Raw genomic sequence first — 11,942 nt, 5'->3', positions numbered from 1 at the left:
GGCCTCATCGCATGCCGTCCAGATGGCGCTGGGCGCGCGCCAGGTCTTCGGGGGTGTCCACGCCCGGCGGGAAGGCCTCGGGCGTCAGCGCCACGGCGATGCGGAAGCCCGCCTCCAGCGCGCGCAGCTGCTCCAGCGACTCGGTGCGCTCCAGCCGGCCCGGCGGCAGCGCGGCGAAGGTGCGCAGGAAGCCGGCGCGGTAGGCGTAGATGCCGATATGGCGCAGGAACGGCGCCGGCGCCTCGGCCAGCACCTGGCGGCTGTGGGCGAAGCCATCGCGGTGCCAGGGCAGCGGCGCGCGGCTGAAGTACAGCGCATCGCCGTTGTCGGCCAGCACCACCTTGACCGCATTGGGGTCGAACACCTGCTCGGCCTCGTCGATCGGCGTGGCCAGGGTCGCCATCGGATGGCCGCTGGCCGACAGCGCGGCGGCCACCGCGCGGATGCCGGACGGCGGGGCGAAGGGTTCATCGCCCTGAAGGTTGACCACCAGGGTCCGATCGTCCCAGCCAGCGATACCGGCGCATTCGGCCAGGCGGTCGCTGCCCGAGGCGTGGCTGGCGGCGGTCATCGCCACCTGCACGCCGCTGCCGTCCAGCGCGCGCGCCACGCGATCGTCGTCGGTGGCCACCCACACCTCGCGCGCGCCGGCGGCCAGCGCGCGCTGCGCCACGTGCAGCACCAGCGGCTGGCCGCCGAGCAGGCGCAGCGGCTTGCCGGGCAGACGCGTGGCGTCATGGCGGGCGGGAATGGCGACGACGAAGGGCTCTTGCAGGTCGGTCATGCGAAGGTCTTTCGAGCGCGCCCGGTCAGGGGCGCACCCTGCCGGGCGCGGGGGTGGGGAGATGAGGCCATTCTAGCCGCTGCCCCGCGCCGACCCGGCTGACCCGAGGGCCGCGCGGTCACCGGCGTTCAGCCCTTGTGGCCGAGCGGCGACAGCGTCCGCAGCGCCGCGACGCGGCCCAGCACCGCCACCCAGAACGCCTCGGGCAGCTCGGCCTCGACCGGCACGCTGTAGGCCCACGGCCCGGCGAAGGCGGCGCACTTGACCGCGTCCTTCTCGGTCATCAGCAGCGGCAGCTCGCTGCCGAAACGCAGATCGTCCGCGGTATAGGCGTGGTGGTCGTCGAAGGCGTGCGGGACCACGCCGATGCCGTAGCCGCGCAGCAGGTCGAAGAAGCGGCCGGGATGGCCGATGCCCGCCACGGCGTGCACGCGGTGGCCGCCGAAGGCCGCCAGCGTGGTCGGCTTGCCGCCGGCCAGCGGCAGGGCCAGGCCCGAGCGCAGCGTCATCGCCCATTCGCCGAAGCCGGCATTGCCGCCGTTGACCACGCGGAAATCGACCTGGGCGCTGCGTTCGGCCGGCTCGCGCAGCGGCCCGGCCGGCAGCACGCGGCCGTTGCCGTAGCGGCGGCGGCCGTCGATGACCTCGATCTCCACATCGCGGCGCAGGCGGATGTGCTGCAGGCCGTCGTCGCAGACCACGATGTCGCAGCCGGCCGCCGCCAGCGCGCGCGCGGCGGCGACGCGGTCGCGGTCCACGCGCACCTTGGCGCCGGTGCGGCGCGCGATCAACACCGGCTCGTCGCCGCCTTCGGCCGGCGTGGTGTCCGCCTCGACCCAGCGCGGCTTGCCCGGGTCCTGGCGGCCGTAGCCGCGGCTGGCCACGCCCGGCGTCCAGCCCGCCTCGCGCAGGCGCTGGACCAGGGCGATGGTCAGCGGCGTCTTGCCGGTGCCGCCGACGGTCAGGTTGCCCACCACCACCACCGGCACCGGCACGCGCCGGCGGCGCAGCAGACCGATGCGGTAAAGGGTGGCGCGCAGGCGCAGCGCGCCGCGGAAGACCGGTTCGAGCAGGCGCGGCAGCAGCGGCACCGGCGCGCCGTCGAACCAGTACTTGGGCGCGCCGCGCGAGGCGCTCATTCGGCCTCGCGGAACTGGGCGCCGTGCAGTTGCGCGTACAGGCCACCGCGCGCCAGCAGTTCGGCGTGGGTGCCCTGCTCCACCAGACGGCCATGGTCGAGCACCAGCACCTGGTCGGCGTGCTCGATGGTGGACAGGCGATGGGCAATAACCAGCGTGGTACGGTGGGGCATCAGCTGGGTCAGCGCGTCCTGCACCAGGCGCTCGGACTCGTTGTCCAGCGCGGCGGTGGCCTCGTCCAGGATCAGGATCGGCGCGTCCTTCAGCATCGCCCGGGCGATCGCCAGGCGCTGGCGCTGGCCGCCGGAGAGCTTGCCGCCCTTGACCCCGATCGCGGTGTCCTTGCCGTGCTCGAGCTGTTCGACGAACTCCATCGCGTGCGCATCACGCAGCGCCTTGTCCAGCGCCTGCGGATCGGCCGAGCGCATCTCGCCATAGGCCACGTTGGCCTCGACGGTGCCGTCGAACAGCATCACCTGCTGGCCGACCAGGGCGATCTGGCGGCGCAGGTCGGCCAGGCGGTAGTCCTGCACCGGCGCGCCATCGATCAGGATCTGGCCGGACTCGACGTCGTAGAAGCGCGGGATCAGCTTGATCAGGCTGGACTTGCCGCTGCCCGAGCGGCCGACGATGGCCGTGACCGTGCCGGGGCGCGCGATGAAGCTGATGTGCTCCAACGCCGGCCGCAGCTGGCCCGGATAGCGGGCGGTGACGTCGCGGAACTCGATCGTGCCCTGCGCGCGCACCAGCGGACGGGTGCCGGCGTCGACCTCGTCCGGTGCATCGAGCACCGAGAACAGGCGCTCAGCCGAGGCCACGCCGCGCTGCAGGACGTTCTGCACGCTGGTGAGGTTCTTCAGGGCCGGGATGATGCCGATCATCGACACCATGAGGCGCACGAAATCACCGGCCGTCAGGCGGCCCAGCGACGCCTCGTGCCCGGCCAGCAGCAGCAGACCGGCCAGGCCGATGGCCCCCATCATCTGCACCGTCGCCGAGGACAGGCCGCGGGTGGACTCGACCTTCATCGCCAGGCGCAGGTTGTTGTCGGCCAGCTCGCGGTAACGGCGCATTTCCTCTTCCTGCGCGCCGTAGACCTTGACCTCCTGCTGATTGGACAGGGTCTGGTCGGCCGATTGCAGCAGCTGCGCGCCGCTTTCCTGGATGCGATGGCTGACCCGCCGATAGCGTCTGGCGACCTTGTTCATCACGAACGCCAGCGGTGGCGCCAGCAGCAGCACCGAGATGGTCACCTGCCAGCTGGTCGCCAACATGACCAGCAGCGCGCCGACGGCCTGCAGGGACTGCTGGATCATGGTCTTGAGCGCATCGACCGCCGCCTGCGAGACCTGGTCGGAATCCGAACCCAGCCGCACCAGCATCGACGGCACCGGCTCGGCATCGAAGCGCGAGCCCGGCAGACGCAGATACTTGCCCAGCACCTTGACCCGCAGGTCGCGGGCGATGCTGCGCGCCGCGCGGCCCATCGACATGTCGGTGAGATAGCCGGCGATGCCGCGCACCAGGAACAGGCCGATGATCGCCGCAGGCAGCCAGGCGGCGACCTGCATGTTCCTGGACACGAAGGTCTCGTTGGTGATGGGCTTCATCAACATCAGGAAGGCGCTGCTGCCAGCGGCCTCCACCAGCGCGGCCACGAATGCCAGCAGCAGCAGGCCGCGATACGGCCTGGCGAAGGTCAGCAGCCGGCGGTAAGTCTGCCAGGCCGATCCGGGGACGGCCGCGCTCAACGGCGCGGCTCCTGTTCGGGGGCGGTGGCGATCGAGATGCGCTTGAAGCCCAGCTGGGCCAGCGCGTCCAGCGCGGTCACCACCGCCTGGTGCGGCGTGCGCGCGTCGGCGCGCAGCAGCACCGGGCGGGTGTGGTCCTTGCCGGCGGACTGGGCGATGGCCTGCTTGAGCGCGTCGGCGTCGGTGCGCAGCACCTCGCTGTCGCCGACGAAGTAGCGGCCCTCGGCGTTGATGAGGATGTTCAGCGCCTTGGCCGGCGCGTCGGCCGGCTGCTGCGAGGCCGACGGCAGCTGCAGCTGCAGGGTCGAGCGCGCATCGAAGGTCGTGGTGATCACGAAGAAGATGATCAGCACCAGGATCACGTCGATCAGCGGGACCAGGTTGATCTCCGGCTCGTCGTGCGCGCGGTCGTCGCGGATACGCATCGGGCGCGGCCTTCAGTCGACGCGCGCGGCGGCGTGCGGCGCTTCCAGCGCATCGGACAGGGCCATGGCCTGCTGCTCCATCTCGATCACGTAGCCGGCGATGCGGCCGCGGAAATAGCGATGGAAAATCAGCGCCGGGATCGCCACCAGCATGCCGGTGGCGGTGCACACCAGCGCCTTGCCGATGCCGCCGGCCAGCTGGTTCACATCGCCCAGGCCGTGGTCGAGGATGCCCAGGAACATCTGGATCATGCCCACCACCGTGCCCAGCAGGCCCAGCAGCGGGCCGGCCGCGGCGATGGTGCCCAGCGTGTTGAGGTAGCGCTCCATGCGGTGGACCAGGTGGCGGCCGGTGTCCTCGATGCGCTCGCGGATCACATCGCGCGAGCGGTGGCGCACGTCGAGCGCGGCGGCCAGCAGCGCGCCCAGCGGCGAGGTGCGGCGCAGCGATTCGATGTGCGAGGCCTCCAGGTGCGAGGAGGTCGCCCAGCGGCGCACCTCCTCGCCCAGGCCCGGCGGCAGGATCTCCTTGCGGCGCAGGCTCCAGAAGCGTTCCACCACGATGGCCAGGGCCAGCACGGCGAGCAGCAGCAGCGGGATCATGGGCCAGCCGCCCGCCTTGACCAGTTCCAGCACGTTGAATCCTTACGGCGCAGCCGGCCGTGTGAGAACAGACCGATAGGATAGCCCAGACGCCTCGCGCGCCTGGACCGCGTCCCACAGGCGCGCGCGCCAGCGCCGACGCTCGCGCACCGACAGGCCTTCGGCGCGCAGCCAGACGCTCAGCGCGCCGCTGTCGGCGGTGTTCAGCACTTCCGCACCCTCCGCCTGCCAGCGCCGCACCACCTGCCGCTGCGGATGGCCGAAGCGGTTGTCCGCACCGGCCGAGACCAGCGCCAGGCGCGCGCCCGTGGCCCGGACGAAGCCCGGGTCCGACGACTCGCTGCTGCCGTGATGGGCGACCAGGACCACCTGCGCCTTCAGCGATGACGGCCGCGTGCGCAGCAGCCCGCGTTCGATCACCTGGCCGATGTCGCCGGTGAGCAGGACCGCGCCATGCGCGGTATCCACACGCAGCACGCAGCTGGATTCGTTGCGCAGGTAGGGAAAGCCGCGCGCGGGATGCAGCACCTCGAACCGCACCCCGTCCCAGGCCCAGGCCTGTCCCGCGCGGCAGGCGGTCTGCAGCGGGATCGGCGCGCCGGCCGGCCCCAGCACTTCCAGCGCTGGCATCTGGCGTCGTACCGCGTCCAGGCCACCGGCGTGGTCGGCGTCGCCGTGGCTGACCATGATCCGGTCCAGTCGGCGCACGCCCAGCGCGTGCAGCGCAGGCACCACCACGCGCTCGCCGGCATCGAAGCCATCGGCCACCGCCGGCCCGGTATCGAACAGCAGCGCATGGCCGCGCGTGCGCACCAGCACCGACAGGCCCTGGCCGACATCGAGCGTGGTCACGGTGGCCTCGCCCTCGCGCGGCAGGTCCAGGTCAGGCAGCAGCAGCGGCAGCCACAGCAGCGCGGCCAGCGGCTTGCCAGGCACGCCGCGCGGCAGCAGCAGCCAGAACGCGCCCAGCACCGCCAGGGGCAGCGCGAACCACGCGCCTTCCGGCAGCCACCACAGCGCGAAGCGGCCCTGCGCCAGCCAGGCGAACAGCCGCCAGCTCGGTTCGAACGCCTGACCGGCCAGCCACCAGGCCGGGGTGCCCCAGCCGGTGTGCAGGGTCTCGGCGGCCACACCGAGCAGGCAGGCCGGCACCACCACCAGGCTCCACCACGGGATCGCCAGCAGGTTGGCCAGCGGCCCGACCAGCGAGGCCTGGCCGAACAGCGCCACGGTCAGCGGCAGCAGCCCCAGCGTGGCCACGCCCTGCGCCGAGAGGAACGCCCGCCACGCCGGTAGGCCATGCGTGGGCAGGCACCACACCAGCCAGGCCACGCCGGCGAAGCTCAGCCAGAAGCCCGCCACCAGCGGCGCCAGCGGATCAACCAGCAGCACCGCCAGCGTCGCCAGCGCCAGCGCGGCCACCGCGCCTGCGGGCCGTCGACCGCAGCGCGCCAGCGCCACCACGGCGATCATCAGCACCGTGCGCACCGTCGGCAGCGCGCCGCCGGACAGCAGCGCGTAGCCGCAGGCGAACAGCGTGGCCGCCACGCCGGCCGCCACCTGCCGCGGCAGCCACCGGCCCAGGCGCGGCAGCAGGCGCCACAGGCCTGACGCGAGCAGCGCGCCGAAGCCGGCGACCAGCCCGACGTGGAAACCGGAGATCGCGATCAGATGGGTCAGCCCGGCCGCGCGTAGCGTGGCCCAGTCGGCATCGTCCAGGCCGCCGGTATCGCCCAGCGCCAGGGCGCGCACGAAGCGCTGCGCCCCAGCCGGCGCGTGCGCGGCGATGCGCGCCGACATCCGCGCGCGCCACGCGTCGATCCCGATCGGCGGCCCCAGCGCAAGCGCCAGCGGTGCGGCACGCACGTAGCCGGTGGCCGCCACGCGCCGCGCCAGCGCATAGCGTTCGCCGTCGAACCCGCCCGGATTGACCAGCCCGCGCGGCGCGCGCAACCGCACCAGCAGCTGCCAGCGCTGCCCGGCCTGCAGCCGGGCGCGCGGGCCCGGCGCGATGGCGTCGGTCTCGTCGTACCAGGCCAGCTGCAGGCGCCGGCCACACGGCACCTCGGGACCGGCCGGGCACCCGTCGGCCAGGAAGTCGAAGCGCGTGCGCCGGGCCTCGACCTGCGGCAGGCCGATCACGCGGCCTTCGACCCGCCAGTCGCGCGCCTGGGCCCGCGCCGGCAGCTGCGCCGACAGCGCCCAGCCGGCCTGCAGACCGGCCCAGCCGACGCCGAGCAGCAGTGCACCCGCCAGCCGTCCCGCCCCACCCCGCGCCCAGCACGCCACACCGAGCGCCAGGGCCGCGAGCAGCCCGCCGCGCGCCGGCAGGACCGGCAGCAGCAGGCAGGCACAGACGCCCAGCAGCATGCAGATCGCCACGCCGCCGTCGAAGGCCGGCACGGGCATGCGGCCGGGTGCGGCCGCGCAGCGGCTCCATCCTGGGCGCACGTTGGTGGTGGCCTGCGTCCATTGCATCGGCTGGCGTCCTGCCTGAGTCCTTGGCGCCAGCGTGCGTCCAGTGGGCGCGGCGCGCCATCGCCGCGCGCCGTGCCCGGGCGTGGGAAAAATCCCAGCGCCCGCGTGGCACCGCGGCCATCTAGGCGGGTTACCATCGCGCCGCCCGCCGCCCGTCCTTCCACCCCGCGGCGCACCACGCGAGCCTTCCCGATGCCGCTTCCCGCCTTCCGTGCCGGCAAGGCCGCCGTCGCCTTCATCCTGGTCACCGCGATGCTCGACATCGTGGCCATGGGCATCATCATCCCGGTGCTGCCGCACCTGATCGAGCAGTTCTCCGGCTCCAATGCGCGCGCCGGGCTGATCAATGGCGTGTTCGTGGCGCTGTGGGCGCTGATGCAGTTCCTGGTCTCGCCGATCGTGGGTTCGCTGTCGGACCGCTACGGCCGCCGTCCGGTGATCCTGCTGTCCACCGCGGGCCTGGCGATCGACTACCTGCTGATGGCCCTGGCGCCCAACCTGTGGTGGCTGGCGGCCGGGCGCATCGTCTCGGGCATCACCACGGCCAGCTTCACCACCGTCTATGCCTACATGGCCGACATCACCACGCCGGAGAACCGCGCGCGCGGCTACGGCTTGATCGGCGCGGCCTTCAGCGCCGGCTTCGTCGCCGGCCCGCTGCTGGGCGGCGTGCTGGGCGAATGGTCGCCGCGCGCGCCGTTCTGGGCGGCGGCGGCGATGAGCACGCTGGCCTTCGCCTACGGCGCGTTCGTGCTGCCCGAATCGCTGGCGCCGGACAAGCGCATGGCCTTCTCCTGGTCGCGCGCCAATCCGCTGGGCGCGCTGCGCCTGCTGCGCTCGCACCAGGAGCTGACCGGCCTGGCGGTGGTGAACTTCCTGCTGTACTTCGCCCACCACGTGTTCTCGGCGGTGTTCGTGCTGTACGCGGCCGACCGCTACGGCTGGGGCGCCTGGCAGGTGGGTCTGCTGCTGGCCATGGTCGGGGCGCTGGACATGCTGGTGCAGGGCACGCTGACCGGCCCGGCGGTGCGCCGCTTCGGCGATCGCCGCACGATGATCATCGGCCTGTGCTTCGGCGCGCTGGGCATCGCCTGCATGGGGCTGGCGCCGACCGGCTGGCTGTTCGTCGCCGCGATGCTGCCCAACGCGCTGTGGGGGCTGGCGATGCCGACCATCCAGTCGCTGATGACCCAGCGCGTGTCCGAGTCCGAACAGGGCCAGCTGCAGGGCGCCAACAACAGCGTCGGCGCGATCGCGGGCGTGGTCTCGCCAGTGTTCTTCGGCTGGGTGTATTCCCGGTCGGTGGGGCCCGAGGCGGCCCTGCCCTTCATCGGCACACCGTTCCTGATCGCCGCCGGCGTGCTGGCTGCGGCCGCGCTGACCGGGATCGCGGTGGCCCGGCGCCAGCGCGCGCCGACGGGCTGATCAGCCCAGCGCCCAGCGGCCGAGTTCGACGTAGGCCTCGCGCTGGCCGCCGCGCAGCAGCACGAAGGCATCGAAGGCCAGACGCACCGGCGCGCAGGCTTCCGGCGCGAGGCGCTTGCCGTCGTTGTGGCCCAGGGTCAGATGCGGATGCAGCGGCGGCGACTTGGCCAGCACGATGCGCTGGCGCGTGGCGGCCGCGCGCAGCGCCGATTCCAGCGCGGCCAGCGCCGGCGGCGTCTGCGAGGCGGCCAGCACCACCGCGTTGCGGCCGAACACCGCCAGCCGGTCCAGGCTCAGCACAAAGGCCTGCCCCTGCACGCCGGCCACCGCGCGCTGTGCGCCCTCGACCAGGCCGGGGATCTGCTCGTCGAACGGTTCGCCCAGGTACAGCAGGGTCACGTGGCGCTTGGCCGCGCGCATCGGCTTGAAGCCCTCGAAGCGCGGCGCATGCGCCTGCAGCGCCGCCTCCAGCGGCGCCTGGTCGCCGGCCGCGGGCAGCAGCGCGAAGAACAGGCTCGGCGGCGGCGCGGCCGGTCGGGCGAAAAGGTCGTCCTGCATCGTGGCAAGGTCTTAGGATCGGCTGTCGGCGCGAGGCCGCGCAGGCCTCAGACCGCGGCGGTGACGACGATCTCGACCTTCCACGCCGGATCGGCCAGCCGCGCCTGCACGGTGGCGCGGGCCGGCGTATGGCCGGGCACCACCCAGGTTTCCCAGACCGCGTTCATGCCGGCGAACTCGGCCAGGTCGGCCATGAAGATCTCGGCGCGCAGGATCCTGGACTTGTCGGTGCCGGCGCGCGCCAGCAGCGCGTCGATGGCGGCCAGCACTTCGCCGGTCTGCGCGGCGATGTCGCCGCCGCCTTCTGCGATCTGCCCGGCCAGGTAGGCCACGCCGTTGTGCACGGTCATCTCGGACATGCGCGGACCGGTATCGAAACGCTGGATCATCGTGAATGCTCATCGCAGAGGGGGCGCGCCACGCTACCCGGCCATCACCGCGCTGCCAAGCCGCCGCGGGCCTTCAGGCGGCGCCAGAGCCGTGGAACACAAAGTGTGATACACTAATCTTGTTCCACGAATCGCACGCACCGGACTGTGCTTCCCCGCCCACCGGCGCCTGCGACCGGCCGGGTCCGCCCCGCTCCCGGCCCTCCCGACGCAGTCCCTGTCCGGCTTCGGCCTGTCCCCCTGCGGCTCACCTTGCCTTGACCGGCGACTGGCCGCATATCGGATTCGACACCTGCACCCGCGCACTGCGGCCGATCCTCTCGCCACGAGGGCGGGTCGCAGCGCCCCCGCCGCTCCACGACGAAGGAGAGCTTCATGCCCCGCACCAGTTCCAAGATCGCCGCCAGCAAGCCCCGCGCCTCCGACAAGAGCGCGCCGCTGACCCACGAGCGCATCCAGGCCGACCTGGCCGCCTTCCGCAAGGCCGGCGGCCGCATCGAGAAACTCGGCAACACCCGCGTGCTGACCAAGGTGGAAGTGCCCGAAGACGGCACCTGATGGGCAGCATCCCGGATGATCCGACAGGCCGCGCGAGCGGCCTGTTGTTTTTTGTGATGCTGGAAACCGGGAAAGAGTGCTTCGCGTCGCTGCGGCGCGAGACGGGCAAATGCGCCGGTGGGTTGCGCCTCGCGCATCGCGCCTCGAGAGATCGATGGATCCATCGTTCCCCGAAGAACTCCGTCTTTTCCGCCAACGCGGGAATGCAGCGCCTTCGAGGCTTTCGCGCGAAAGTCGCTGGGTTCCCGCTTTCGCGGTAACGACGGTGGAGGGATTTCCGCAGCGGTGCCTTACCGAGCGCGCCACGCACGCAATGTGCGAACGCGCGCTCAGGCCTTGCGCAGGAAGCAGGTCTTCAGCACCAGGCCCTTGATCTTGTCCGAGTGCCCTTCGATGTGTTCGGCGTCGTCCTCGACCAGGCGGATGTTGCGGATCACCGTGCCCTGCTTGAGCGGGATGCTGGAACCCTTGACCTTGAGGTCCTTGATCACCGTGACCGTGTCGCCGGCGGCCAGCACGTTGCCGTTGACATCGCGTACCACCAAGGCCTGATCGGCGGTGGCGGCCTCGGCCGACCACTCGTAGCCGCAGTCGGCACAGATCCACTGCGCACCATCGACGTAGGTGTTGTCCAGGGTGCATTGCGGACAGGCGGGGGCGGTGGGCATGAGGCGCAGAACCAGCGAAGAAGGAGAAAGCGCCATTGTACGACCTGGGCCGCACTCCCCCCGCACCCGCCCCCCCTCCCGGACGTCGCCCTGCGCGCGTGCGCTCACGCGCAGGGGACGCGGAGATGACCAACATGCAAGCCCCACCCGCATCGCACCGCCGCCCATGGCCAAGCCCTCCGGCTCCCGTCTTGTCGTCTATGCCGCGCTGGCCGGTAATCTGGCCATCGCCGTGGCCAAGTTCATCGCGGCGTGGCTGTCGGGCAGCTCGGCCATGCTCAGCGAGGGCGTGCACTCGCTGGTGGACACCATCAACGAGGTGCTGTTGCTCTACGGCCTGCACCGCGCGGAGAAGCAGGCCGATCCCACCCACCCGTTCGGCTACGGGCGCGAGCTGTACTTCTGGAGCTTCATCGTGGCGCTGCTGGTGTTCGCCGCCGGCGCCGGCGTGTCGGCCTACGAAGGCATCGCGCATATCCGTCAGCCCGAGCCGGCCAGCAACCATCTGGTGAGCTACATCGTGCTGGGCGTGTCGATGCTGTTCGAGGGCGGCTCGTGGTGGGTGGCGCTGCGCGAGTTCCGCGCGACCAAGGGCGAGCTGGGCTATTTCGAAGCCTTCCGCCGCAGCAAGGATCCGTCCACCTTCACCGTGCTGCTGGAAGACAGCGCCGCGCTGCTGGGTCTGGGCTTCGCGCTGGTGGGCCTGGTCGCCGCGCAGGTGCTGGACATGCCCGTGCTCGACGGGGTGGCCTCGCTGTGCATCGCCGCGGTGCTGGCGGTGGCCGCCTTCATGCTGGCGCGCGAGACCAAGGGCCTGCTGATCGGCGAGCCGGCTCAGCCCGGCATCGGCAAGAGCATCCTGGAGATCGCCAACGCCGACCCCGAGGTGGGCAACGCCAACGGCGTGACCACCATCCAGATGGGGCCCAACCAGGTGCTGGCCACGCTCAGCGCCGAGTTCGAGGACACGCGCACGACCGAGCAGATCGAGGCCTGCGTGACCCGCATCGAGGCGGCGGTCAAGGCGCGCTATCCGGAGCTGGTGGCGCTGTTCATCAAGCCGCAGACCGAGGCGGTCTACCGCGCGCGCCGCGCCGCATTGGCCCCTGCCGCGCAATGAGGTAAAACGGCGGCGCCCGCCTCTTACGCTTCCATCAAGGACCG

12 protein-coding genes and 1 pseudogene are annotated in these 11,942 nt (G+C 72.1%); 4 read left to right on the top strand and 9 right to left on the bottom strand.

The genetic code is table 11. The features are described from left to right. Positions 1–4 precede the first annotated feature (4 nt). From kdsB to EAT51_RS07270, 6 genes and pseudogenes are all read right to left on the bottom strand, one after another. The gene (gene kdsB, locus EAT51_RS07295; protein ID WP_130519554.1) at positions 5–784 is read right to left on the bottom strand and encodes a 3-deoxy-manno-octulosonate cytidylyltransferase; all 780 of its coding nucleotides are present in this window, start codon (positions 782–784) and stop codon (positions 5–7) included. 128 nt (positions 785–912) lie between these two features. After that, on the bottom strand, positions 913–1,923 hold the full coding sequence (gene lpxK / locus EAT51_RS07290; RefSeq protein ID WP_130519552.1) for a tetraacyldisaccharide 4'-kinase: 1,011 nt from the start codon (positions 1,921–1,923) through the stop codon (positions 913–915). Next, positions 1,920–3,674, bottom strand: a complete 1,755-nt coding sequence (gene msbA, locus EAT51_RS07285) for a lipid A export permease/ATP-binding protein MsbA (protein WP_205953579.1) — start codon at positions 3,672–3,674, stop codon at positions 1,920–1,922. The genes lpxK and msbA overlap by 4 nt, the downstream gene beginning before the upstream one ends. Beyond that, complete coding sequence (locus tag EAT51_RS07280; RefSeq protein WP_130519550.1) at positions 3,671–4,099, bottom strand: ExbD/TolR family protein; 429 nt, start codon at positions 4,097–4,099, stop codon at positions 3,671–3,673. The genes msbA and EAT51_RS07280 overlap by 4 nt, the downstream gene beginning before the upstream one ends. Before the next feature lie 12 nt (positions 4,100–4,111). Further along, positions 4,112–4,735, bottom strand: coding sequence for a MotA/TolQ/ExbB proton channel family protein (locus EAT51_RS07275; protein WP_130519548.1), 624 nt, complete (start codon positions 4,733–4,735; stop codon positions 4,112–4,114). After that, positions 4,629–7,111 (bottom strand): annotated as a pseudogene (locus EAT51_RS07270) (DNA internalization-related competence protein ComEC/Rec2); the annotation flags it as partial. The gene EAT51_RS07275 and the pseudogene EAT51_RS07270, both read right to left, overlap by 107 nt. A 261-nt stretch (positions 7,112–7,372) precedes the next feature. Here EAT51_RS07270 and EAT51_RS07265 point away from each other — a divergent pair. After that, the gene (locus tag EAT51_RS07265; RefSeq protein ID WP_130519546.1) at positions 7,373–8,605 is read left to right on the top strand and encodes a TCR/Tet family MFS transporter; all 1,233 of its coding nucleotides are present in this window, start codon (positions 7,373–7,375) and stop codon (positions 8,603–8,605) included. Here EAT51_RS07265 and EAT51_RS07260 read toward each other — a convergent pair whose 3' ends face one another. Together EAT51_RS07260 and EAT51_RS07255 are read right to left on the bottom strand one after the other, a co-directional pair. Continuing rightward, positions 8,606–9,163, bottom strand: a complete 558-nt coding sequence (locus tag EAT51_RS07260; RefSeq protein ID WP_130519544.1) for a 2'-5' RNA ligase family protein — start codon at positions 9,161–9,163, stop codon at positions 8,606–8,608. It abuts the gene before it with no gap. Between the two features lie 47 nt (positions 9,164–9,210). Beyond that, a complete protein-coding gene (locus EAT51_RS07255) occupies positions 9,211–9,552 on the bottom strand; it encodes a RidA family protein (RefSeq protein ID WP_130519542.1) in 342 nt (113 codons plus the stop codon). 375 nt (positions 9,553–9,927) lie between these two features. On the opposite strand from EAT51_RS07255, the gene EAT51_RS07250 reads away from it, so the two are divergent. Next, positions 9,928–10,110 carry a hypothetical protein gene (locus tag EAT51_RS07250; protein ID WP_130519540.1) on the top strand — a complete coding sequence of 61 codons (183 nt, stop codon included), beginning with the start codon at positions 9,928–9,930 and terminating at the stop codon, positions 10,108–10,110. Beyond that, positions 10,110–10,370: a hypothetical protein gene (locus EAT51_RS07245; RefSeq protein WP_130519538.1), complete on the top strand. Its 261-nt coding sequence runs from the start codon at positions 10,110–10,112 to the stop codon at positions 10,368–10,370. The genes EAT51_RS07250 and EAT51_RS07245 overlap by 1 nt, the downstream gene beginning before the upstream one ends. A 69-nt stretch (positions 10,371–10,439) precedes the next feature. Here the strand turns inward: EAT51_RS07245 and EAT51_RS07240 are convergent, their stop codons facing one another. Further along, positions 10,440–10,778 (bottom strand): zinc ribbon domain-containing protein YjdM, encoded by a 339-nt coding sequence (locus EAT51_RS07240; RefSeq protein ID WP_130519536.1) that lies wholly within the window; start codon positions 10,776–10,778, stop codon positions 10,440–10,442. Here EAT51_RS07240 and EAT51_RS07235 point away from each other — a divergent pair. Beyond that, positions 10,777–11,898, top strand: coding sequence for a cation diffusion facilitator family transporter (locus EAT51_RS07235; RefSeq protein WP_425478257.1), 1,122 nt, complete (start codon positions 10,777–10,779; stop codon positions 11,896–11,898). The genes EAT51_RS07240 and EAT51_RS07235 overlap by 2 nt on opposite strands. Positions 11,899–11,942: the final 44 nt, after the last annotated feature.

Source organism: Pseudoxanthomonas winnipegensis, from assembly GCF_004283755.1.
Lineage (GTDB): Bacteria > Pseudomonadota > Gammaproteobacteria > Xanthomonadales > Xanthomonadaceae > Pseudoxanthomonas_A > Pseudoxanthomonas_A winnipegensis.
The sequence above is the reverse complement of the archived record's forward strand: the minus strand, read 5'-3'. Positions and strand labels throughout refer to the sequence as shown.

Coding starts and splice junctions, on each gene's coding strand:
- EAT51_RS07245 (WP_130519538.1), top strand. CDS start 10,110: ATGGGCAGCATCCCGGATGATCCGACAGGCCGCGCGAGCGGCCTGTTG.
- kdsB (WP_130519554.1), bottom strand. CDS start 784: ATGACCGACCTGCAAGAGCCCTTCGTCGTCGCCATTCCCGCCCGCCAT.
- EAT51_RS07265 (WP_130519546.1), top strand. CDS start 7,373: ATGCCGCTTCCCGCCTTCCGTGCCGGCAAGGCCGCCGTCGCCTTCATC.
- EAT51_RS07255 (WP_130519542.1), bottom strand. CDS start 9,552: ATGATCCAGCGTTTCGATACCGGTCCGCGCATGTCCGAGATGACCGTG.
- EAT51_RS07260 (WP_130519544.1), bottom strand. CDS start 9,163: ATGCAGGACGACCTTTTCGCCCGACCGGCCGCGCCGCCGCCGAGCCTG.
- lpxK (WP_130519552.1), bottom strand. CDS start 1,923: ATGAGCGCCTCGCGCGGCGCGCCCAAGTACTGGTTCGACGGCGCGCCG.
- EAT51_RS07250 (WP_130519540.1), top strand. CDS start 9,928: ATGCCCCGCACCAGTTCCAAGATCGCCGCCAGCAAGCCCCGCGCCTCC.
- EAT51_RS07235 (WP_425478257.1), top strand. CDS start 10,777: ATGAGGCGCAGAACCAGCGAAGAAGGAGAAAGCGCCATTGTACGACCT.
- EAT51_RS07280 (WP_130519550.1), bottom strand. CDS start 4,099: ATGCGTATCCGCGACGACCGCGCGCACGACGAGCCGGAGATCAACCTG.
- EAT51_RS07240 (WP_130519536.1), bottom strand. CDS start 10,778: ATGCCCACCGCCCCCGCCTGTCCGCAATGCACCCTGGACAACACCTAC.